Genomic DNA, 26,073 nt, shown 5'->3' with positions numbered 1-26,073 from the left:
ACGCCTTAAGTGTACCTTAATCCGTTGATAATGTTGTGTAAAAATCAGGTCATACTTGTCGTGAAAATCATCAGCATGGCAGGCTGAAAAATAAAAAACCCGCCAGTAGCGGGTTTGTTCATCAAAAAAGCGAATAATTAGAACGATGTCCGCTTGTATCGGCGGTAGCCCGGTTCCCAGAAGTTCGCATCAATTTTCTCTTTAATGCGCTCTTCGGTGTTTTTCGGTGCTTTGCGTTGCTCAACTGCTTTCTTCGCCACTGCCATAGCGATGTAGCGAGACACATTCTGGATATCTTCCAGCGGTGGCAGCAAAGCGCCACGGCCGTTAATGGCTAAGGGGGAACATTCCGCCAGTGCCCGGCTGCTTTCCATCAGCATTTCATCGGTTACGCGGCGGGCACCAACAGCCAGCACGCCCAAACCAATGCCAGGGAAGATATAACTGTTGTTACACTGGGCAATCGGGTAGGTTTTACCGTTATAAACAACAGGTTCAAACGGCGAGCCGGTGGCAACCAAAGCCTGACCGTCCGTCCAACGGATGATATCAGCAGGCATGGCTTCTACACGGCTGGTCGGGTTGGATAGCGGGAAGATGATCGGACGTTCACAATGCTTGTGCATTTCACGGATTACTTCTTCACTGAACAGGCCCGGTACACCGGATACCCCGATCAGTATGTTCGGTTTACCGTTACGCATTACGTCCAGCAGGGAAATATTGCTGTCATCAGTTTCCCACTCACTGATGCTCTTACGTGTTTGCACCAGTTTTTTCTGGAAGTTAACCAGATTAGGCATATCGTCAAGCAGCAGACCCCAACGGTCTACCATGTAAACCTGGCTGCGTGCCTGTGCATCGGAAATACCTTCAGAGACCATTTGCGCAATAATCGCTTCAGCAATACCGCACCCGGCAGAGCCTGCACCCAGGAAAGCGACACGTTGTTCAGACAGTTTACTGCCGGCCGCTTTACAGGCTGCCAGAAGGGAACCTACAGTTACAGCAGCAGTACCCTGGATATCATCGTTGAAACAGCAGACTTTATCTTTGTAGCGATCCAGCAAAGGCATGGCGTTTTTCTGTGCAAAGTCCTCAAACTGGATTAATGCATCTGGCCAGCGTTGCTTAACTGCCTGAATGAAGTTATCTACGAAGTCTTCGTATTCTTTACCGGTAATACGGGTATGGCGCCAGCCCATGTACATAGGGTCAGACAGACGCTGCGGGTTATTGGTACCCACGTCCAGCACAACCGGCAAGGTATAAGCCGGACTGATACCACCACAGGCGGTATAGAGCGACAGCTTACCAATTGGGATACCCATGCCGCCGATGCCCTGATCACCCAGACCAAGAATACGCTCGCCGTCAGTCACGACTATGACTTTGACATTATGGCGGGAAGCATTGTTGAGCATATCTTCAATGCGGTCACGGTTCGGATAAGAAATGAACAGCCCACGACCACGGCGGTAAATATTAGAGAAGTTCTCACATGCCGCACCGACAGTCGGGGTGTAGATGATTGGCATCATCTCAGTGATATGGCTTTCAACCAGTCGGTAAAACAGTGTCTCGTTGGTATCCTGAATGTTGCGAAGATAGATATGCTTATCCATATCATTGTCAAATTTCAGGTACTGCTGATAAGCACGTTCTGCCTGTTCTTCAATGGTTTCAATCGCTTCTGGTAACAAACCTTCGAGGTTGAAGAACATTCGCTCTTCGACAGAAAATGCACTTCCTTTGTTAAGTAGAGGAGTTTCTAGCAGGGCCGGTCCGGCGTAGGGGATATATAGGGGTCTTTTATCGTCTTTCATGCAATAGACTCTGTTTTTGGCTGAAATTTTGGCATTTCTTCTTATTGATGGCACATCGTAGACCTATCACTCGTTATATTCAAAGAGAAAGTTCAAAAATTTTGTTAAAATGATCAACATTTTCAACTTTTGTTGAATGTCTTATTGATGAAGGAAAATGCGAGATAAAGTAAGGTATTATCAGGTGATAATGGCTGTTTGTGGCTTATATTAGCTGAGTTGTTGTGTTTTATTGGCGCATTTAACTGGAATGGCGGGTGATTATCAGAAATTTACCCCAAAATCACCCGATTTACATTATCCGTCTTCTGTATTAGGCATTCCATAAAGGAATCACTCGGAAGCGCCTGCCTGAGCGGACAGTTTAGCCTTAATGAAAGTGGCATGGTCAACATAGATCAGCTCTGCAACCTGGCGGATAACGGCTTCTTCCACCGGGTCTAAAATGCCGTCAGCAAAAGCGACCTGCCACATGGCTTCGATTAAGCGGTAACGCTCTTCCGCAGACAGTGAGCGCAGCTTATTGGTGAATTCAAAAACCGACACAGACTGCTCACTGCGGGTTTGAGCTTCGTGCAGCAGAGCTCTGGCTTGTGTGTCATCCACTTCAAGCAATTTGACTAACAGGTGGACCTTTGCACTTTCCTCGCTGGGGTCTCTGCTGTGATCGGCATCTGCGACTTCACAGAGCAGTGAAGCCATCGCCAGGTGAAGGGATGGGGTATCAACCGCCGCGCCATCATCACTACCTTCATTCATTACCTGACGAAAGAGTACGCGTAATTGCTGGAACATAATCATTTCCTTTCAACAGCCTCAGTCATACTTTTATCTTTGCAGTGCTCGCAGAAAAAATGCAAGGGATAGTTTTAGCCTGCCTGATGAAAGATAAACTATGTGTTAGAATCGCGGCAGTTTTATGATGCGTTTGTTCAGGCCTTTTGATGACTTGCATTCAGCCTGAACGACCAACTGATACAAGCAGGAAATCACTTGACTCAGTCTACAAAGTCTCAATCTGAGCGGACCGAGGTTCGCAATAATGAAAAAACATTAAAAGCCGCACTGAAAGATTGCCTGATCCGCGATCGTTTCCGTCTGCACAAAAGAGTGCAGGGTGCCGCTAAGATAAAGAATGAACAGGCTCGCCATACGGTATTCGATGAAATCGCTATGGATATCGCACGCTCAATGCAAGCGGTAGACATCCGGCGCCGCAGCTGTCCTCAGATTACCTATCCTGAACAGTTGCCTGTCAGTCAGAAGAAAGAGGACATTGCGAAGGCGATCAGCGAGCACCAGGTCGTGATTGTTGCGGGTGAAACCGGCTCAGGTAAAACCACTCAGCTGCCTAAAATCTGTCTCGAACTTGGGCTGGGCACCACGGGAACCATAGGCCACACTCAGCCCCGTAGGCTGGCGGCGCGGTCAGTGGCGAACCGTATCGCTGAAGAGCTGGGCTGCGAGATGGGCTCAACCGTAGGTTACAAAGTCCGTTTTAACGATCAGGTATCAGATAAAACGCAAGTGAAGCTGATGACCGACGGTATTTTGCTGGCTGAAATTCAGAACGATAAATACCTGAGCCAGTATGACACCATCATTATCGATGAAGCCCATGAGCGAAGCCTGAATATCGACTTTATTCTGGGCTATCTGAAAAACCTGTTGCCGAAACGTCCGGATCTCAAGGTGATCATCACCTCAGCGACTATCGATCCGGAACGCTTTTCAAAACATTTTAACCATGCGCCGATTATCGAAGTGTCTGGCCGTACCTATCCGGTTGAAGTACGTTACCGGCCGATCATGGATGACAGTGACGATAACGATCGTGATCAGCTACAGGCCATTTTCGATGCGGTCGATGAGCTGTGCGATGAAGGCATGGGCGATATCCTGATCTTCATGAATGGCGAACGGGAGATCCGCGATACGGCAGATGCCCTGAATAAGCGCAATATCAAACACACTGAAGTCGTGCCTTTGTACGCACGCCTGTCAGCCAGTGAGCAGAACCGGGTGTTCCAGTCGCATAGCGGCCGGCGCATTGTGCTATCGACCAACGTGGCTGAAACCTCACTGACTGTTCCTGGTATCAAGTATGTGATCGACCCGGGTACAGCCCGTATAAGCCGCTACAGTTATCGCACCAAGGTGCAGCGCTTACCGATAGAACCGGTATCGCAGGCCAGTGCCAATCAGCGTAAAGGCCGTTGTGGCCGGGTGGCGGCAGGTATCTGTGTTCGTCTGTATTCAGAGGATGATTTTCTGTCGCGTCCGGAATTTACCGATCCGGAGATTCTGCGTACTAACCTGGCATCGGTTATTTTGCAGATGACGGCGATTGGCCTTGGTGATATCCAGGCCTTCCCGTTTGTTGAGCCGCCTGACAGCCGTAATATTCAGGACGGTGTACGCCTGCTTGAAGAGCTGGGTGCGATGAACGCTAACGCGACCGACCCGCGAAAGCGTTTGACTGAGGTTGGCCGTCAGCTGGCGAAGTTGCCGATTGATCCGCGTTTGGCACGTATGGTGCTGGAAGCACCGAAACACGGTGCGCTGCAAGAGGTCATGATTATTGCTTCTGCTTTGTCGATACAGGATCCACGGGAGCGCCCGACAGAAAAACAACAGGCCTCGGATGAGAAACACCGTCGTTTCTATGACAAAGAATCGGATTTCCAGACCTTCGTGAACCTCTGGGAGTACGTGAAAGAGCAGCAAAAAACGCTGTCTGCAAATCAATTCCGTAAGCAGTGTAAAGCGGATTACCTGAATTACCTGCGCGTGCGGGAGTGGCAGGATATTTATTTTCAGGTGCATCAGGTTGTGCGTGAGCTGAAGCTGCGTCATAACGAGGAACCTGCCGATTATCAGGCGGTGCACACCTCGCTACTGGCGGGCTTACTGTCGCATATTGGCCAGAAGGATCAGGAGAAGAACGACTATCAGGGTGCGCGCAACGCCAGATTTAACATCTTCCCCGGTTCCGGTATTTTCAAGAAGCAACCGAAGTGGGTTATGGTGGCCGAGCTGGTGGAAACCTCCAAGCTGTGGGGGCGTATTGCCGCTAAGATTCAGCCTGAATGGATCGAACCGTTGGCCCCCCATCTGATCAAGCGCAGCTACAGTGAACCGCACTGGGAGAAAAAGCAGGCTTCTGTGCAGGCCTTTGAGAAAGTCACCCTGTACGGCATTCCGATTGTGCCTAAACGTAAAGTGAATTACGGCAAGATTGATCCTGTACTCAGCCGCGAAATTTTTATTCGCTCGGCACTGGTCGAGGGGGACTGGGAAACAAAGCATAAATTCTTCCATCAAAACCGGCAGTTATTGCGGGAAGTGGAAGAGCTTGAGCATAAGTCCCGTCGGCGTGACATTCTGATCGATGACGATGCGCTGTATGAATTTTACGATCAGCGGGTTGAGCATACTGTGGTTTCCGGGCGGCATTTTGACGCCTGGTGGAAGGAAGCTTCCCGGAAAGACAAAGATCTGCTGAACTTTGAACGTGAGATGCTGTTACGGGGTGATGCGAGCCATGTGACTGAGCTTGATTATCCCAACTTCTGGCATCAGGGCGGCTTAAAACTCAAGCTGAGCTATCAGTTTGAACCGGGTGAAGACACAGATGGTGTCACAGTTCATCTTCCGTTACCTGTATTGAATCAGGTGGAACCGGACGGTTTTGACTGGCAGATACCGGGTTTGCGCCATGAGCTGGTGGTAGCTTTGATCAAGTCGTTGCCCAAATCGTTACGTCGTAACTTTGTGCCGGCACCTAACTATGCAGATGCTTTTCTGGCCCGGGTACAGGCATTGTCGATGCCTTTGCTGGATGCGCTGGAAAAAGAACTCAAGCGTATGACAGGTGTGACTGTACTGCGCGATGACTGGAATTTGGATCAAATTCCTGAACACCTGAAGATCACATTCCGTGCTGTGGATCACCGTAACCGGAAACTTCGGGAAAATAAGGACTTGTACGCACTGAAAGACAGCCTGAAAGAGAAAGTTCAGGAAACGCTGTCTAAGGTTGCCGATGATGATATTGAGCAGGACGGCCTGAAGACCTGGAGCTTTGGCGCGTTGCCAGAGCGTTATCAGCAGAAACGTGGCGGGTTTGAAGTTAAAGCCTATCCGGCTATCATTGATAACAAAGATTCGGTCGGTATCAAGCTGTTTGAAACAGAAGAAGAGCAACGTACGGCCATGCAGCAAGGCCAGCGTCGTCTGATATTGCTTAACGTGCCGTCGCCGATCAAATATTTGCATGCTAATTTGCCGAACAAATCAAAGCTGGGTCTGTACTTCAATCCGTATGGGCGGGTTATGGATCTGATTGATGACTGTATTGCCTGTGGCGTAGATAAACTGATTGAAGAAAAGGGCGGTCTGGTTTGGGATGCCGATACATTTGAAGCATTGAAAGAGCATGTGCGGGCCGAGCTGGGAGATACGGTTGTCGATATCGCCAAACAGGTAGAAGCCATTTTGACTACGGCCTTCAATATCAACAAAAAATTGAAAGGGAAAGTCGACCTGAGTATGGCCTTTGCGTTGTCTGATATCAAAGCTCAGATTGAAGGTTTAATCTTTAAAGGGTTTGCCACTGAGTGTGGTTGGCAACGTCTGCCGGATATCTTGCGTTACATGAAAGCGATTGAGCGCAGAATGGAAAAACTGCCGATTGACCCGAATAAAGACAGAGTACATATACTGAAAGTTGAGTCAGTAACCAATGACTACAAAGAATTACTCAATAAGATTCCTAAAGGTCAGCCGATACCTGAACAGGTTAAGGAGATCCGTTGGATGATAGAGGAACTGCGTGTGAGTTATTTCGCTCAACAATTAGGTACACCGTATCCTGTCTCTGATAAACGAGTCAGAAATGCCATCGCTTCCTGTTAATGAAGTGATTCATTTAAACGTCATTAAAAAAACATTATAATTAAAAATTGACGAGTTAATAACTCGTCAATTTTTTTGCTTGTGTTATATGTGTTCTGTTTTCATGGTGATATATATAATAAAGCACTGGAAGAATAATTGAGCTGGTTCGTTATAAGCCCGCTCCAGATTCATGTTTTATTCATAATGCATTTTTATCTCATTATTTTTTGTGAGAGATAAAAGTGTCTTATTTTTTATTAATTGCCTATCTTGTCAGTTACAGAAAATTACATCGATTTCACTTATAACACGCAAAAATACCTCCTGCTGATGAATGCAGTTTAGACAAGTTAAATTCTCTTTCCTACACTTGTTTACGCTGTGAATAGTCCGGTAAATACCTGAATGTAATAGCTGATAACACTCATTAGTCATGTTGGGGCAAATCTGTTCCCTCACTTTTTATTACCACTCGTTCTGTCGGTTGGTGCATTTTTTATGTTGGCTGTACGGTGAGTTTCATTGCGTATTGACAATAAGATAGGGAATATTATGAATAAACAGGCTCAGTTAAACGATAATAGCCTTCAATCTTTTTATTTTGTCGGTGAAGAGCAACATACTTTGCATGGGATTACCACGGCCCAGCATGAACTCTGGCTTAGCGAAACCATGTCTCAAACGCAGCCCTTTAATTTCTGGGGTTATGGCGTGATAGATGGGCCATTGAATGTTGAGTTGCTGCGCCAGGCCGTTGAGATAACAATTAACGATATACCCGCTCTTCAGGCGCGATTTGTTGAAAAGGAGGGGGAACTTTATCAATATCATGCCAAGCAGACGGCTGAGCCGCTGTATTTTTATGATTTCTCCTCCAGCCATAATCCATTGGACACTGCTATAGCATGGATGCGTGATGACGCTGACCGGGCCGTTTCTGTCCTTGCGCACGATTTGTATCATTTTGCTGTACTGAATCTGGCACCAGAGAAGTGCATTTTTTACCGCCGCTTACATCACATGCTGATTGATGGCAGAGGCGGGGAAGAGTTCAGCCGCCGGATTGTGCTGACTTACAATGCGCTGGCGAGCCAACAACCTATTCCTGAGTTTGAAAGCTGTGGCTTTACCCAACTCTATGAGAACGATAAAAAATATCGGGGTTCGGCGAGGCTAGGAAAGGATAGTCAGTTTTGGAAGCAGTATACCGCGTCTTCCGTTCACACTCTGACCCGCAAAGAAAAACACGTCCCTTATTCAGAAATGAACATCAGTAAATATGTGCTCGACAAGGCAGATTTGGATCAGATTGATCAATGTGCTGCACAAATTGGTGTTCACCGCGCACACCTGCTGACAACGGCAGTGGCGGCTTGTTTTTATAGTGTTACAGGTCATACCGAGTTGAATTTCAGTCTGCCGGTAGCTGGGACCCGGGAGCGCAGTGGCATAGGTATGACCGCGAATGTGGTTCCGCTGATTCTGCGCTTAACCCCTGATGACACGCTTGAGCATCTGGCCCGGCAGGTGACAGCCGAAATGGGGAAAACGGTTCGGCGTCAACTCTACCGGGGCGAGGATATCCGGCGGGACAGGAACGCTGCTGATGTATCCTGGTTTGGCCCTGCGATTAATATTGTCGCTTTTGATAACGGTGATAGCTTTTGGCAATGTAAAACACGCTGGCATTATGGCGGAAATATCTCGGTCAGCGATATGCAGATTCTGTTTTTTGAAGACAGACAGGCACAGGAACTGGATGTCATGTTTGTCGATGCGCCGCATATCCATTCACTGGCGCAGCTTGATAACCTGCAGCGCCGCTTTCAGTTCATTCTCCAGTCGCTTTGTCATAAACCAGACAGCCAGCTTGAAGATGTTGTACGTCTTGCTGCCAAAGCGGATGAGGCGGATTTGCAGGATAATTTTTATGTATCCCGTCTTCAGCCTGCTGCGGGTGGGGTGCTGTGCTGGGACCAATCCGCTCAGGTATTGGAACGGCTGTCTTATGCCATAGGTCATCCTTCGCAAGCTTGTCCGGTTAAACTGGCACTGAAGGATGGTGTGCTCGGTATCGACACTGTGGATGTGTGCGAAGGCCAAACCACGGCCTTACCAGGCACGATACTGCATATTGACGATCAGGGGTGGGACATTGCGACAGCTCAGGGAATTGTACGCATTGGTGGCTGGTTTAACGCATCCGGAAAAGTGCAATCAGGGAAACAGCTTGCACGTCAGTATAAGCTGGAGCCGGGGCAGCGTCTGCCTGTACTCAGCGAAGAGCAGGCTTCCCGCCTGACTGCGCTGTTTGATGAAGGGAAAGGCTTTGCTTCTTTTTGGCAAGCCCGTCTGGAGCAACCCATACCTTCGGCATTTCCGGCCCGACAAATCGCCCCGTCAGAGACAAACTGGCAAGCTACAGCCTGGCAGTTTGTGGGCAAGACCGATCTGCCGACTTTTCTGAGCGCTGTCGCTGTTTATCTTGCCCGAATGGGAGATCAAACCGATTTCCAGATTGGCTGGTTACAGAGGCAAGTAGACAGTCTGTTAGCCGATGCTGTGTTGCCGGTGCATGTTTCTCTGGATATGACGCAGCATTTTTCAGCTACCCAGCAATTATTGAAAACGGAATGTGACCGTGTGCTGGCGCATCTGCCTTTCCATCCTGAGCTCCATGCTTTACTGTCGCCAACCGTCTGGTGGCCACTGACGATTGAATTGATTTCTGATATCTCTGCCGCTACTGACTGCCCGATAGATGCCGGCGCACTGCTGCAAATCGATAAAGCAGGGAACAGATTCCGCTGGCTGTATGATGAGGCAGTACTTGGAACTGAGCAGGTTGACAGGCTCAGTACACACCTGCTTTTTGTCCTTGAACAAGCGCGTAATGAACCTGATACCCCGGTAAGTGAGCTGTGTTTGCTGAATGCGAACGAACGTCATTATTTACTGGAGGAGATGAATGTAACAGCGGCTGACTTCCCGCCGGTGAGTTACGTTCATGCCATGTTTGAGGAGCAGGCGGACAAAACGCCTGATGCCATTGCTCTGCGTTACGGAGACGCCGAATTCAGTTATGCCGAGATCAATACGCGGGCAAACCGCCTCGCGCATGAACTGCTGGTTTATGGCGTGGGGGCGGAAACCCGGGTAGCAATCTGTGCCACGCGCAGCCCGGAACTGATTGTGGCAATGCTGGCGGTACTCAAAGCCGGAGGGGCGTATGTTCCATTAGATCCCAGTTACCCTGGTGAGCGGCTCGAGTATATTCTTAATGATTGCCGTCCTGTGTTGTTGCTCGCCGATGCCGTTGGCCGTTCGGCGTTAAGTGTGCATCCTGTTCCTGTGCTGGATCTGGAAGCAACGTTACCTGCGACGATTTCATCTGAAAACCTGGCGATACAGGTCCAACCCAATCAATTGGTCTACGTGGTATACACCTCAGGGTCAACGGGTAAGCCCAAAGGGGTGATGGTCGAACACGGCCAGTTGCTCAATCTGATTTACTGGCATGCCGAGGCAACAGAACTGAAAGCCGGAGAGCGCACTACCTGTATGGCGGGTCTGGGTTTTGATGCCTGTGTATGGGAAATATGGCCGTCTTTGTCATTGGGCGCCACAGTGCTGATACCGCCAAGAGAAGTATCCGGTGATAGTGATGCGCTGTTGCGTTGGTGGGGTAACAGCGACGCACAGATATCTTTCATGGTGACGCCTTTGGCTGAAGTCGCCCTTGCTGCCGGTCATCTTCCTGTGGCACTGAGAACTTTGCTGATTGGTGGCGACAGTATTCGCCGTTGGCCGCTGAACATCCCGCATGGCCTGACATTATTGAATAATTACGGCCCGACAGAAACCACAGTTGTTGCCACATCGGGGAATCCGCACACTGGTGCTGTAGTGCCATCGATTGGCCGCCCGATCGCTAATACGCGTGCCTATTTACTGGATGAGTCGGGGCAGCCGGTACCCTTGGGGGCGATAGGCGAATTGTATATTGGTGGTGAGCAGGTTGCCCGCGGTTACCTGAATCAGCCTGAACTTACTGCTGAGCGATTTCTTGACGATCCATTTAAGCCGGGAGGGCGAATGTACCGAACCGGTGATCGAGCCCGATATTTGCCTGATGGCAGCCTCGAATACCTGGGCCGGAATGACCATCAGGTGAAAATACGGGGTTTCCGGATCGAGCCCGGCGAAATCGAAGCGCAGCTGGTGTCCCATCCATTTGTCTGTGATGCGGTTGTCGATGCACTGTCAGACAGTACAGGAGAGAAACGGCTGGTTGCCTGGCTGGTACCAGCAGAAGAGTCCGGATGGGGAGAGTTGAATACCGAGCTGTCAGCGTTTCTCGCGGGACGCCTGCCAGACTATATGATTCCCACTGTGTTTGTCAGCCTGAAAGCCTTGCCTTTGTCGCCGAACGGCAAGCTGGACCGCCGTGCACTGCCAGCGCCTGATTTGACCGAAACCGGACGAATGATTTACGTCGCTCCCGAGGGTGAAACAGAATTGTTACTGGCGCGTATATGGCAGGATCTGTTGGGTGTTGAGCGTGTAGGCCGCGATGATAACTTTTTTGAATTAGGTGGCCATTCATTGCTTGTGGTCAAATTGCTGGCTCAACTGCGTAAGGTCGGTCTGGCGACAGATTTGCAGGCATTGTTTTCTGCACCGACGCTGTCGGTATTGGCTCAGACGCTGGTCCCCCAGGCCGATGTGGCCGTACCTGAAAACAGAATTCGGGTTGGCAGTGAAACAATCACGCCAGACATGTTGCCTCTGGCCGATCTCGCTCAGGAAGAGATTACTGCGATCACTGACAGTGTGCAGGGCGGTGTCGTTAATGTGCAGGATATCTATGCACTTTCTCCGTTACAGGAGGGGATCTATTTTCACCATCAGTTAGCAGAAAAAGGCGATCCCTACCTGCTGTCCGCTACCTTACAGTTTGACAGCCGGTCCCGTCTGGATAATTGGTTGGCTGCAATGCAGCAGGTTATCACTCGGCATGACATTCTGCGCACTGCTTTTGTGGCAACTGGTACAGCGTCTCCGGTACAAGTTGTGTGGCGGCAGGCTAATTTCAATGCAACAGAGCTGGTGCTGGACCCGGCGGAGGGGCAGATCAGCCAGCAACTGGCATCGCGTTATGATCCCCGTCATACCCGACTGGATCTGACTCAGGCACCGTTACTGCATGTTGTAATTGCGCAAGAGCAAGATGGCAGCTGGTGCGCGTTACAACAATGGCACCACCTTATTGGTGATCATACGACGCTGGCCTTGATGGTTGAAGAAGTCTGCGAAATCATGGCAGGTAACGAAGCGGCACTGAAACCCGCACAACCATTTCGCAATGCGGTGGCACAAGCCCGGCTGGGCGTCAGTGACAGCGAGCATGAAACATTTTTCCGTCGCATGCTGGCTGATATGTCTGAACCTGTGCTGCCCTTTGGTCTGAGCAATGTTCACGGTGATGGTTTGCAAACCAATGAAGCAAGCCTGACGCTGCCCGCTGATTTGAATCGGGCGTTGCGGGTACATGCAAAACAACTGGGGGTCAGCCTTGCCAGCCTTTGTCACCTTGCGTGGGGGCAGGTACTGGCGAGAACCAGCGGTCAGGACAGTGTTGTTTTCGGCACTGTGTTGCTGGGTCGTATGCAATCCGGCGAAGGGGCTGAAAGTGCGTTGGGACTCTTTATCAACACCTTGCCTTTGCGGTTGGAAATGGATAGCCGCAGTACAGAAAACGCTGTTCGTCAGACCCATCAAAGCCTGAGTGCTCTGCTGGCTCATGAACATGCCCCACTGGCGCTGGCGCAGCGTTGCAGTGGTTTACCGGCAGGAACGCCATTATTCAGTGCATTGCTCAATTATCGCCACAACGAAGGTGATAACCTGCCTCTGCCTGAAGGGGTGAGTCTGATTTCCGCAGAGGAAAGAACCAACTACCCCTTTGTACTGTCGGTGGATGACGGTCTGGACATGCTATCTATCACGGCTCAGGTCATTGCGCCGATAGAGGCAGAACGGGTATGCGGTTATATGCAGCAGGCGCTGAGTGCGTTGACCAATGCGCTGGCTTATACGCCGGATCTTCCGGTTTGTGAACTGCCGATTGTGCCGGACAATGAGTATGCCATGCTCGTCAATGGCTGGAACAGCACTGCCAGGGGTTATCCTCAGTCCGAGTGCCTGCAGACCTTGTTCGAAGCGCAGGTGGCACGCACACCAGATGCCGTTGCCTTGGTTTTTGACGATCAGGTCTGTGAAGATCAAGCTTGTGACGATCAGACATTGAGCTATACCCAGCTCAATGAGAAAGCAAACCAACTAGCGCACACACTGATAGCACTTGGTGTTGGCCCAGACAGCAGGATAGCTGTTTGTGCTGAGCGAAGTCTGGCAATGGTGATCGGCCTGCTTGGTATTCTGAAAGCCGGTGGCGCTTATGTTCCCCTGGATCCGGCTTATCCCGGCGAGCGGTTACAGTACATTCTGCAAGATGCTGATCCCGTCTTGCTACTGACTGATGAAGCCGGGCGCAATGCGCTCGGCAAGCACGCTATTCCTGAAATGTCGTTAAACGGCAACCAGCCATCTGGTGTGAGCTGCGAGAATCCAGTACCACAGTCCCAGCCGGACAATCTGGCTTATGTCATTTATACATCGGGTTCAACAGGTAAACCGAAAGGCACGATGAATGAGCACAGGGGCATAGTTAACCGCTTGATCTGGATGCAGGAAGCTTATGGGCTGACCGCAGAGGATACGGTCCTTCAAAAAACACCGTTTGGCTTTGATGTGTCGGTCTGGGAGTTTTTCTGGCCGTTGATGTATGGGGCCAGACTGGTGATGGCACGTCCTGAAGGGCATAAAGATCCGGATTATCTCAGCCGTACTATTGCCCGTTATGGAGTAACAACCCTGCATTTCGTGCCTTCTATGCTGCAAAGTTTTCTGGCCTACAGCGGCGCGGCAGAACGCTGTCAGCCTGTCGCGCGGGTTATCTGCAGTGGCGAGGCGCTGCCTGCCTCTTTAGTGAAGGCATGTTACCGTCAGTTACCACATGCACAATTGCACAACCTTTACGGGCCGACCGAGGCCGCAGTTGATGTTACCGCCTGGCATTGTTCTCGCGAGACAAATCTGGTGACCGTTCCTATTGGTCGCCCGGTGGCGAATACCCGTATTTATCTGTTAGACAAATATGGTCAGCCAGTGCCTTTAGGCGCAGTGGGTGAAATGTATATCGGGGGGATACAGGTTGCACGCGGGTATCTGAATCGTCCTGAGCTGACCGCTGAACGGTTTCTCAGTGATCCGTTCAATGCCGAACATGGCGGACGTATGTACCGGACCGGTGATCTGGCACGCTACCTGCCGGATGGCAACATTGAATACCTGGGCCGTAATGATCAGCAGGTAAAAATCCGCGGTTTCCGTATTGAATGTGGTGAGATTGAGGCCGTATTGCAGACGCACCCGCAGGTGCTCGATGCCGTTGTGGACGCCCGCAGTGACAGACATGGTGACAAGCACCTGATCGCCTGGTTTGTGTCAGGTGAGGGTTGTGAACCGGACGGAGCCGGATTGCGGGATTATCTGACAAGTCTGCTACCGAACTACATGGTACCTGTGGCCTTTATGCCGATTGACACAATACCGTTATCACCCAATGGCAAGTTGGATCGCCGTGCATTACCGGATCCTCAGGCGCATAGCCAGTCACGTGCTGACTATATGCCACCCGAAAATGAAACTGAGCAGCGGCTGGCAACTTTGTGGGAAGCTTTGCTTGAAGTGGAGCGGGTAGGTCGGGATGATAATTTCTTCGCGCTGGGAGGCCATTCGTTGCTGGCCGTACGTCTGGCTAACCGGATGCAGCAGTTAGGGCAGCCGTTGGCTCTGTCGGCGTTGTTCGCCAATCCTGTGCTGCATCAACTGGCCCGTCAGCTGACGACAGACAATACAGAAGGATTACCGTCCATTGAGCCCGTTGTGCGCGGTGAACGGCTGCCATTGTCATTTGCCCAGCAACGATTATGGTTCCTGACACAGCTGGATGGCATGAGTGAAATTTATCACATGCCACTGGCGGTGCGTTTACGGGGTTCGCTGGATATCCCGTCCTGGCAACGTAGCCTGGATACCATTTATGCGCGCCATGAAGCGTTGCGCACTGTGTTTAGCAGTCAGGACGGCCTGCCCTGTGCCCAGATCCTGCCTGCGGCGGAACTGCCGCTGACTGTGCATGATTTGCGTCAATTATCCTATTCAGACAAGGCAGAAGCGCAGGCGCTCCAGATCGCCGCGAGTGAAGCGAGCAGACCGTTTGACTTAATGAATGGTCCCTTGCTGCGTGTCAGCCTTATCCGGCTCAGTGATGACGAGCAGATCTTTACCTTTACCTGTCATCACCTGGTATCCGATGGCTGGTCTAACGGCATCTTGTTGCGTGAACTGGCAGCTTTGTATCAGGCATTTACACAAGGCGAACAGAATCCGCTACGCCCGTTATCAGTGCAGTACGCGGATTATGCCAGCTGGCAACGTCAGTGGCTGACGCCCGAGCGACTGTCGAGCCAGGCAGATTACTGGCAGCAACAGCTGAGTGATGCACCCGTATTACTGACGTTGCCGACAGACCGTCCTCGTCCTGTCGTGCAGTCGTTTGCTGGTGATCAGGTTGTGATACGGCTGGAGGCCGAACTGGCCCAGGCATTACGCCAGTTCAGCCAGCGTAATGGTGCCACCTTGTTTATGACTGTACTGGCTGCCTGGGGCATAGTGCTGTCCCGACTATCGGGGCAGCAGGATGTTGTTATTGGTACGCCGGATGCCAATCGCAGGCAGTTAGATACCGAGCCCATGATGGGTTTCTTTGTCAGCACACTAGCGTTGCGACTGGATTTGTCCGGCGACATTGAGTGGCCGGCACTGTTACAACAAGTTCGCGAGACATTGCTTCTGGGGCAGGAAAATGGCGACTTGCCGTTTGAACAAGTGGTTGAGCAGGTTAATCCGCCACGACAACGTGCTTATACGCCACTTTTTCAGGTGATGCTGACCTGGCAGGAGAATACAGCCCATAACATTCGCTTACCGGGACTGGATGCGGAACCTCTTGCGCCGGGCTACGCGGCCGCTAAGTATGATTTGACGCTGGATCTCACCGATCACGGGCAGGAAGTCGCAGGGGCATTGTATTTCGCAACCGCTTTGTTCGATCGGGCTACGGCTGAACGTTATGTTGCGTATCTGCATCAGGTATTGATCGCGATAGCAAAAGATGTGTCAGAGCCGGTTAACCGCATTAACCTTCTCCCGGAAGCTGAACGTCAGTGGTTATTAGATGGTAGTAATCAGTCTGAAAATCAGATTACAGAGCAGCGTTGTCTCCACCATAGATTTGAAGCCATGGCAGCGAAAACACCGGATGCCATCGCTCTGGTGTCCGGCGACCAGCAACTGAGTTATCAGTCTCTGAACCAGCAGGCCAATCAGCTCGCTCATGAACTGATTGCACGTGGAGTCGGGCCTGATACTCTGGTTGCGCTATGTACAGAGCGGGGGATCGGCACTGTTGTTGCTATTCTCGCCATTCTCAAGGCAGGTGGAGCCTATGTGCCGTTAGATCCGGCTTATTCCGGCGAACGTCTGCAATACATTGTTCAGGATGCTGCGCCTGTGTTGTTACTGGCTGATGAAGCGGGTCGTTCTGCTCTCGGAGAACAGGCGATCCCTTTGTTGTCGCTGGATAAGCCCTTGGCAGGGGATAGCCGTGATCCGCAGGTTGCGGGTTTATCACCGGCCAATCTGGCCTATGTTATCTACACCTCCGGCTCAACAGGCCAGCCCAAGGGAGTGATGGTTGAGCACCGTCAGGTTGACCGTCTGTTCACTGCCACAGATGCTGATTTCGGTTTCAATGCTGAGGATGTCTGGTGTCTGTTCCACTCCTTTGCGTTTGATTTCTCCGTATGGGAGATCTGGGGGGCGCTGAGACACGGTGGCCGGTTAGTGGTGGTGCCACAGACAACAGCCCGTTCTGCAAAGGACTTTTACCGTCTTGTCTGCCAGAGCGGTGTCACCGTGCTGAACCAGACCCCGAGCGCGTTCAAAGCCTTTATTCAGGCGCAGGATGATACACCGCACCAGCTCAGATACATCGTCTTTGGCGGTGAAATGCTCAACCCGGTCGATCTCACGCCCTGGTACGACCGCCACAGTGCTGATGCGCCGTTGTTGGTGAATATGTACGGGATTACTGAAACAACGGTACATGTGACTTATCGGGCCATGTCACCGTCAGATATTCATGCCAGCGGCAGCCCGATCGGGCATCGTCTCTCTGATCTTCGTTTGTATCTGCTGGATCCGCACGGTCAGCCGGTGCCGTATGGGGCGGTTGGTGAATTGTATGTGGGCGGTGACGGTGTCGCACGCGGCTATCTGAACCGGCCAGCGTTGAATGCAGAGCGTTTCCTTGACGATCCGTTTCATGACGGTGGGCGTTTATACCGGTCGGGCGATTTGGCTCGCTATCTGCCGAACGGTGAGCTGGAGTATTTAGGACGTAATGATCAGCAGGTCAAAATTCGTGGTTTCCGCATTGAATGCGGTGAAGTGGAAGCAGCACTGCTTGCCCATCAGAATGTGACCAATGTGGCCGTCGATGCCTGGCAGGCAGCTGATGGCGATAAACGGCTGGTGGCCTGGGTTGTCCCTAAGGGTCAGACTGACAGGGAAACACTGGCCGTTCAATGGCGTCAGTTCCTGTCAAACCGTCTGCCGGACTATATGGTACCCGCATCATTCGTCTGTCTGGACGAAATGCCACTGACAACCAATGGCAAGCTGGATAAACGTGCTCTGCCGGCACCGGAAAAGCAGACAGGGATCCGCGAAGTTTATGAGCCGCCGAAGGGCGAAAAAGAGGGCTTGCTGGCTGCCTTGTGGGCCTCTTTGCTGGGTGTGGAATCTGTGGGTCGCAATGATAATTTCTTCGACCTGGGCGGGCATTCTCTGCTGGCGGTACAACTGGCTAACCGGATTGAACAGGCTGGCTGGACACTGTCGCTGCCATCTCTGTTCTCTACGCCTGTACTGCATGCGCTGGCTGAAGAGTTGCAGGGTGAGGGAGATATCCGGCAGCGTCCTGTTACGCCTGTTTCAAGGCAAGAGCCAGTGCCTTTATCGTTTGCCCAGCAAAGGCTGTGGTTTCTGAGTCAGATCGAAGGCACCAGTGAGACCTATCATATCCCGGTAGCACTGACATTGACGGGGCTGATAGATAAAGCCGCTTTCAGCCAAAGTCTGGATGCATTGTATTCACGTCATGAAAGCCTGCGCAGTACTGTAGCAACGCAGGGAGATCAGCCTCAGGTTCGTTTCCTGCCTGAGCAGGCTATGCCTCTGTCATGGCATGATTTGCGAGCCGAACCGGAAGCGAACGCCCGGCGTCAGGCGCTGGTTCAAGCTCGTCGCGAGATGACTGCACCGTTTGATTTGTCTGAGGGACCACTGGTCCGCGCCCATGTCTGGCAGATCACAGATAATCACACTCTGTTTGTATTGGTTTGCCATCACATAGTCTCAGATGGCTGGTCAACCAAAATCCTGCTGAAAGAGCTGGGTGAGCTATACCAGGCGTTTAGTCACAACCGGGAAAATCCTCTGTCGCCGCTCAGGCTGCAGTATGCTGACTATGCTCATTGGCAGCGAGAGCACCTCAGTCAGGATAAGCTGGACAGGCAGGCACAGTTCTGGCGTAACTCGCTGGCCGATGCACCGACGCAACTGACATTGCCGACGGACAAACCACGCCCTCCGGTTCAGTCTTTTGCCGGCGCAGAGGTGCCGCTTGAGATTGATGAGGCGCTGACGCAGTCATTACGCCATCTCAGCAAACAGCACGGAACCTCACTGTTTATGACGGTACTGGCTGCTTGGGGGATCGTGCTGTCGCGGCTGTCGGGGCAGCAGCAGGTTGTGATAGGTATGCCTGATGCAAACCGCGGGCGGCTGGAGGTAGAGCCTATTGTCGGTTTCTTTGTCAGTACACTGGCCCTGCATATCGACCTGCGTGAGGATCCCTCTCTGGATACCTTGCTGACAAGGGTCAGACAGGCCGTGCTTGCGGCACGTGAAAACAGTGACTTACCTTTTGAGCAGGTGGTGGAGGCGCTCAATCCGCCTCGGCAGCTTGACAGAACACCGCTGTTTCAGGTGATGCTGTCCTGGCAGGATAACACTGTGCGTGATATCTCGCTGCCAGGGCTGGAGGTGGCCGAGGCCGGTCTCGGTTACGATATTGCCAAATTCGATTTAACCCTGGCACTGGAAGAGAGCGGTGAGCAGATCACAGGTATGCTGAATTTTGCCACTGCATTGTTTGAGGCCGAGACAGTACATCGCTTTAGTGATTATTTGCTGGCGGTGCTGACAGCAATGGCGGCCGATGTCAGCCAGCCGGTGTCGCAGGTTGATATATTGCCTGACAGCGAACGTAAGCTGTTGCTTCATAGCCTGAATCAGACTGAACGTGTGTATCCCGGCTCTGCCAGTGTGCATCAATTGATTGAAGAGCAGGCCAGCCGCTCTCCTCAGGCCGTTGCCCTGGTATGCGGTGATGAAGTTCTGAGCTACGGCCAGCTGGACAACCGGGCAAACCGATTAGCCCATGGACTGATTGCCCGTGGTGTCGGCATCGAAACAAGAGTGGCAGTGTGCGCTGTCCGCAAGCCAGATATGATCGTTGCACTGCTGGCCGTGTTAAAGGCGGGAGGAGCATATGTGCCGCTGGATCCGGATTATCCGGCTGAACGGCTTCACTATATTCTGAAAGACAGCGCCCCGGTGCTTTTGCTGGCCGACTCGGCTGGCCGTAAGTCACTGGGTGATGTGCAGGTGCCTGTTCTGGCTTTGGATGAGCCGCTGGCAACACCTTTGTCTGTTGGTGCGCCAGAGACGATGGTTCGTCCTGAGCATCTGGCCTATGTGGTGTATACCTCAGGTTCTACCGGTCATCCTAAAGGGGTGATGGTTGAACATGCTCAGTTGATGAATCTGATTGGCTGGCATGCTGAAGCAACCGGGTTGCAGGCTCGGGAGAAGAGCACTTGTATGGCGGGACTGGGTTTTGATGCCTGTGTCTGGGAGATCTGGCCTGCTTTGTCGCTGGGCGGAACGCTGCTGCTGCCGCCGTTACAAGTAAAAGGTGACAGTGATGCCTTGTTGCGTTGGTGGCAAAACAGTGGCGCGCAGGTGTCTTTTATGGTGACACCGCTTGCTGAAGTCGCACTGGCAAACGAAATGGTACCTCAGTCGTTACGTAAGTTGCTGATTGGTGGAGACAGTGTCCGCCGCTGGCCGCTGAATGTTCCGCCGGGACTCACAGTCGTCAATAACTACGGTCCTACCGAAACGACTGTGGTGGCAACTTCGATGCCGCTGGATCTCAACGCCCCGGCTCCCTCGATTGGCCGTCCGGTGAGTAATACCCGCGTCTATCTGCTGGATGACTACGGGAATCCTGTACCCAAGGGAGCTGTTGGCGAGTTGTATATCGGCGGGGTTCAGGTGGCTCGTGGTTATCTGAATCAGCCAGCGTTAACGGCTGAGCGTTTCCTTGACGATCCTTTCCATCCGCCTGGACGTATGTATCGCACCGGCGATCTGGCGCGTTATCTTGCTGACGGCAGTCTGGAATTTCTCGGACGTAATGATCATCAGGTGAAAATCCGTGGTTTCCGTATTGAACTGGGCGAAATCGAAACTCAGCTTGGTGCTCATCCCACGTTAAAGGATGTGGTTATTGATGCGCCGGGAGGAACCAGCGGTGATAAACGTTTGATAGCTTGGGTGGTTCCTGAGGATTCGGTGGAGGCGAACAGTGAATGGTCTGTTTTCACTGATCAATTACGCTTGTTCCTGAGCACGCGTATGCCGGAATATATGATCCCGTCAGATTTTGTCCGCATGAAAGCGCTGCCTATGTCCCCTAACGGCAAACTGGATCGCCGATCGCTGCCTTTGCCGGAAGCTGAGGCTGGCCGTGCTTATATGGCGCCACAGGGTGAAACGGAAATCTTGCTTGCTAAGATCTGGGCAACAATACTGGAACGTGAATACATTGGCCGGAATGACAATTTCTTCGAACTGGGTGGTCATTCTCTGCTTGTGGTGAAACTGATGGCTGAACTCCGTCGCTATGGGCTTGCCGCAGATGTCAAAACTCTGTTTTCTGCCCCAACGCTGGCCTCATTGGCTTCAGCATTGGGTTCACAGCAGGAAGTCCGGATTCCGGAGAACCGGATCACTGTCGACACCACAAGTATTATCCCTGAGTTAGTCCCACTGGCAGATCTGAATCAGCAGGACATTGATCAGGTAGTGGCGACGGTTCCGGGCGGTGTGGGCAATGTGCAGGATATCTATGGCTTGTCGCCATTGCAGGAAGGGATTTACTTCCACCATTTACTGAATGAACAGGGTGATACCTACCTGCTGTCCGCTTTACTGCGCTTTGACAATCGCCAGCGGCTCGACAATTGGTTGTCGGCTATGCAGCAAGTAGTTGATCGTCATGATATTTTGCGCTCTGCTTTTATCAGCCATGGTCTGTCTGAATCTGTACAGGTGGTCTGGCGCCATGCCACCTTACCTGTTAGTGAGGTAGCGTTGAATCCGGCCGACGGGCCAGTGGCCGAGCAGTTACTGGCTCGCTTTGACTCCCGGTGTTCCCGTCTGGATCTGACGAAGGCGCCACTGCTGAATATGGTGGTAAGTCAGGACGAAGACGGTCGCTGGTTAATGCTGCAGCAATGGCACCATCTGATTGGCGATCATTCAACGTCTGCCCTGATAGAAAGTGAGATTGCCACTATTCTGGCTGGCAGAGCCAGCGAACTGGCGGTCGCGCCACCATACCGAAACGTGATTGCACAAAGTCGGTTGGGTAAGAGCCAGGCACAACATGAGGTGTTTTTCCGCCAGCTGCTGGCTGATATCGAGGAGCCTGTGCTGCCATTCGGGCTGAGCGATGTTCGGGGGGACGGCGCACGTGTTGTGACTTCTCACTTGTCTGTTCCCGGCGATCTCAATCGTGCTTTGCGAGAGCAGGCACGCAAGCTGGGGGTCAGCCTGGCCAGCCTCTGTCATCTGGCCTGGGCACAGGTGCTCTCTCGCGTTACGGGCCGGGATACTGTGGTATTCGGCACTGTATTGCTTGGCCGGATGCAGGCCGGTGAAGGTGCAGAGCAGGCGATGGGACTGTTCATTAACACTCTGCCGCTTCGCCTGGATATTAATGATAAGGATGTAGTGAGTGCGGTGCAGCAGGCACACCAGAATGTTAGTGGTTTGCTTGAGCATGAACATGCGCCTCTGGCGCTGGCTCAGCGCTGCAGTGGTCTGCCGGCAGGAACGCCATTGTTCAGTGCATTACTGAACTACCGCCATAACAAGGGTGACGAGTTAATATTACCGGCAGGCATTGAACTGCTCAGTGCTGAGGAACGGACCAATTATCCCTTCGTTATGTCAGTTGAAGATGGCGGCGATTCACTTGGTCTGACGGCGCAAATCAGTCAGCCGGTTGAGGCAGCCAGGGTTTGCGAATATATGTTGCAGGCGCTGACTTCACTGTCTCATGCTCTGGACACAACGCCTGACATGCCTGTTAATACGCTGGACATTGTCACCGATGCTGAGTATCGCTTGCAGCTGGAAACCTGGAACCAGACGACCATGGCTTACCCGGCAGACTGCTGTGTGCACACTGTGTTTGAACAGCAGGTACGCGCTAATCCTGATGCGATTGCCGTTACCGATGGTCTGCGATCTGTCAGTTATGCTGAGTTGAATATTCAGGCTAACCAACTGTCCCATGTCCTGATTGAACGGGGTCTTCAAGCCGGTGATCCTGTGGCGGTCAGGCTGGGGCGCAGTCTGGATTTGGTTGTGGCACAGTTGGCTGTACTCAAGGCTGGCGCGGTTTATGTGCCTATTGATCCCAAACTACCGGAATCCCGGCAGGCTTGGATCATCAGTGATTGCGGTGCATGTATCGTCATTACAGAACAGCCGGGTGATGATGCATTGTCTTATGTCTTAGCCGATGAGCGCAGTCAGCGCACTGACAATCCTGAACGGCTGCGGTCAAGCACAGCAACGGCATATATCATGTATACCTCAGGGTCGACCGGACAGCCTAAAGGTGTGATGACACCGCATCAGGGTATCAGCCGGCTTGTGATCAACAACGGTTATGCGGGCTTCGACGAGACAGACATTATCGCGTTTGCAGCGAATCCGGCTTTTGATGCGTCAACGATGGAAGTGTGGTCAGCCTTGCTCAATGGCGGTCAGCTGGTGGTCATCTCCCCGCAAACTGTCCTGGATGCCAAAGCCTTTGCTGAGGTATTGCAAAGGCAGCAGATCACGGCCTTATTCCTGACAACCGCTTTGTTTAATCAATATGTTCATACCCTTGGCAGCACTTTGTCTCAACTCAGGTATTTGATTTGCGGCGGCGAGAAGGAAGATCCGGCCGCTTTCGCGAAGCTGCTGCAATACCAGAGGCCGGTGAAACTGATCCACGCCTACGGGCCAACCGAAACAACGACCTTTGCTACCACGGCGCATATAGAGCATTTTGATGGCCACGATCGTTTACCTATAGGTAAGCCGGTAGGTAACACGCGTGCTTATGTACTGGATGCGCGGGGGCGGGTTGTTCCTCGTGGCGCTGTGGGTGAGCTTTACATAGGTGGTGTCGGTGTGGCTCTGGGGTATCTGAATCGTCCGGAAATGAGTGCCGAGCGGTTCCTGCCCGATCCGTTCAATGCGGGAGCAAACATGTACCGGACCGGTGATCTGGTGCGTTATCTGCCGGATGGTAGTCTGGAATATCAGGGACGCAACGACCGGCAGGTGAAAATTCGCGGCTTCCGGATCGAGATGGGCGAAATCGAGCAGTATCTGCGTGCACATGATGCGGTTCGTGATGTGGTGGTCGATGTAAATTATCTTGGGGATGGTCAGCAACTAGTTGCATGGCTGACACTCGATGACGGTGCATCAGCCCCGGAAACACCGGCAATGCGCAAGTATCTGGCGGAGTCTTTACCGGCTTATATGCTGCCCTCGGCTTACATATGGCTCGAATGTCTGCCGCTGACACCGAATGGTAAGGTGGACAGACGTGCTTTACCTGCACCGCAGGGTCAGGCTTTTACAGATGCAGGCTATGTGCCGCCTCAGGGAGACACTGAAGTCATGCTGGCTCAACTGTGGCGAGATTTGCTGGGAATGGAGCAGGTGGGTCGTTACGATCATTTCTTTGAATTGGGAGGTCACTCCCTGCTGGCGGTGCGTCAGGTGAGTATGGCACAGTCGCTTGGCCTGAGTTTTCCGGTACAGGCTATATTCGATCATCCGGTACTGGCCGACTTGGCTGAGCAGCTCGATAACCAGTTCGGTGAGCGACGTCCGTTAAGCGCGTTACCGGCTCGCCGCAGTGGCATACGTCCACCCTTGTTCTTTCTGCCGACAGGCTTTGGCGATCATTCTTACGTGTATGAGATAGCGAAAGTCATTAACCCGGATCACCCTGTCTATGCCGTACCCTGGCCGGATATGGCTCAGCCGTTGCCTGAAACCATGGACGGCATGGCAGCAGCCAGCATAGCGCTGATTCGTAAAATACAGCCGTGCGGGCCGTACCACCTGTTCGGGTATTCGTCTGGCGGTATTCTTGCTTACCAGATTGCACTGCAATTGCAAAGGGAAGGGGAAGAAGTGGCCCTGCTGGGACTGTTTGATACCATGCGGCCTCAACAGGCGATGAGCAGCGTAACAGCCCTTTTCCTGAGCTGGTTCGAAGTGGAACATGTAGAGCTTGATCTGGCCTTGCTGGCACAGTTGCGTGATATGCCGCTACAGGCTGTGCTCAGGACGTTGAAAGATAGGGGGATCAGTACACAGATGGATGATCATCAGGCAGAGCTGTTGTTGTGGAACCAGCGTTATCACTATGCGACTTTGGTTGGCGCAACAACTCTCTCGCCATCGGAACTGGCAGTGCATTTATTCAAAGCAAAAGAAGACATGCCTCCCATGCGCAGTGATGATCTGATTCGGTATTGGGAAGCTATCAAACCTCAGGACTTTAACCGCACGGATAACTCGGCACTTGGATGGGAACACCATTTACCGGCACATTCGCTGATTGTGAAAAAAGTGGATGGCGATCATGTCACTATGATGGCGGATGCTGAGAATCGGCGCCGGTTAGGGGAATGTATTGATGCGGTGTTGCAGGAAATATCGGCTGATACTTTAGTTAACCGCTCGATGGATACAGAGAATACGCGGTAACTGAATCACTCTGGAAAGACTCAAAATCCGGTGCTTTGACAGGCACCGGATTTTTTGACTATTTTGTTGTTTTATTATGCTGTTTTTTTAATGATGTTGTACGCTGTGCAGTTACTGCTCCAGCAGCTTGGTTGCTTCTTTGCGTGTTCCGCCGACCGGTCGGTTAACCGAAATAGAGCGGCCTTTTTTCATGCCTTTCTCGTAATCATCTGTCATCGCCTTCATGGCTTCCTGTAATTGTTTTTTGAAGGTTTCACGATCCAGGTTTTCAAATTCACGGTCGATGAAATTACTCATGCGTTTGTCATGGTCATCATCAGTGTTCAGCATCGGCAGCTTTTCCAGCGCGCCTTCTATCCAGCCTGCAAGGAAAGAGGAAACACGGCGTGTGACTTCGGTTGTACTGGCTCCTGTGCCGGCAAAGCTGTTACGGAACTGGCCGGTTTGCTGGTTCATTTCGCGGTACACGACATCGAAGGCAAAAGCGGCGAAAATTGCACGTTCGGCCACGCCAATAAACTCAGCCTGTTTGAGTCCTTTGTAATTGGTCAGCACACATTCGACACCAAAGCGGCGGTTGATCCCACGAATGATTTTCAAAATGTGTGAACTGATGTCTGACGGTAACAGGGTGGCTGATTTTGTTTTGCCCATTTGGATGAATTCAATGTCATCTTGCTCCAGGCCGTACTTGAGCATGAGGCGATGAGCCATTTTGATGGCTTGCGCTGCTTCATTGACGTTGGCCGAGTTACCTAACTCAAGGCATTTGGCTATTTTTTTCAGTGCCTTTCGCTTTTGTTCAGACATCCACACCACTCACATTAAAAAAACGGTCACGTATTTTAGCGTGTTCGCTATCAGGAAGGCAAAGTTCTCTGTTGGTATTCTTTTGCGATGAATGGGAAATGAAGGGCTTGCCTTGTACTGATTGTGGTTGAACCGCATAATGAGC

5 protein-coding genes are annotated in these 26,073 nt (G+C 51.8%); 2 read left to right on the top strand and 3 right to left on the bottom strand.

The window, feature by feature from the left end:
* Positions 1-137: 137 nt before the first annotated feature.
* Together IFO68_RS17685 and IFO68_RS17680 are read right to left on the bottom strand one after the other, a co-directional pair.
* Positions 138-1,826, bottom strand: coding sequence for an NAD-dependent malic enzyme (locus tag IFO68_RS17685; RefSeq protein WP_192017141.1), 1,689 nt, complete (start codon positions 1,824-1,826; stop codon positions 138-140).
* 333 nt (positions 1,827-2,159) lie between these two features.
* Positions 2,160-2,621 (bottom strand): tellurite resistance TerB family protein, encoded by a 462-nt coding sequence (locus IFO68_RS17680; RefSeq protein WP_192017140.1) that lies wholly within the window; start codon positions 2,619-2,621, stop codon positions 2,160-2,162.
* Between the two features lie 198 nt (positions 2,622-2,819).
* Between IFO68_RS17680 and hrpA the strand changes: the two genes are divergently transcribed.
* Positions 2,820-6,743, top strand: coding sequence for an ATP-dependent RNA helicase HrpA (hrpA, locus tag IFO68_RS17675; protein WP_225445308.1), 3,924 nt, complete (start codon positions 2,820-2,822; stop codon positions 6,741-6,743).
* A 534-nt stretch (positions 6,744-7,277) separates the two neighbouring features.
* Positions 7,278-25,118 carry a non-ribosomal peptide synthetase gene (locus tag IFO68_RS17670; RefSeq protein WP_192017139.1) on the top strand — a complete coding sequence of 5,947 codons (17,841 nt, stop codon included), beginning with the start codon at positions 7,278-7,280 and terminating at the stop codon, positions 25,116-25,118.
* A 111-nt stretch (positions 25,119-25,229) separates the two neighbouring features.
* Here IFO68_RS17670 and IFO68_RS17665 read toward each other — a convergent pair whose 3' ends face one another.
* Positions 25,230-25,928, bottom strand: coding sequence for a DUF2786 domain-containing protein (locus IFO68_RS17665; RefSeq protein WP_192017138.1), 699 nt, complete (start codon positions 25,926-25,928; stop codon positions 25,230-25,232).
* Between the last annotated feature and the right edge of the window lie 145 nt (positions 25,929-26,073).

The organism is Photobacterium arenosum (assembly GCF_014841115.1).
Taxonomy (GTDB): Bacteria; Pseudomonadota; Gammaproteobacteria; order Enterobacterales; family Vibrionaceae; genus Photobacterium; species Photobacterium arenosum.
Note: the sequence above shows the minus strand (reverse complement) of the source record. Positions and strands in the feature narration are given on the sequence as shown.

Coding starts and splice junctions, on each gene's coding strand:
- IFO68_RS17685 (WP_192017141.1), bottom strand. CDS start 1,826: ATGAAAGACGATAAAAGACCCCTATATATCCCCTACGCCGGACCGGCC.
- IFO68_RS17680 (WP_192017140.1), bottom strand. CDS start 2,621: ATGTTCCAGCAATTACGCGTACTCTTTCGTCAGGTAATGAATGAAGGT.
- IFO68_RS17670 (WP_192017139.1), top strand. CDS start 7,278: ATGAATAAACAGGCTCAGTTAAACGATAATAGCCTTCAATCTTTTTAT.
- IFO68_RS17665 (WP_192017138.1), bottom strand. CDS start 25,928: ATGTCTGAACAAAAGCGAAAGGCACTGAAAAAAATAGCCAAATGCCTT.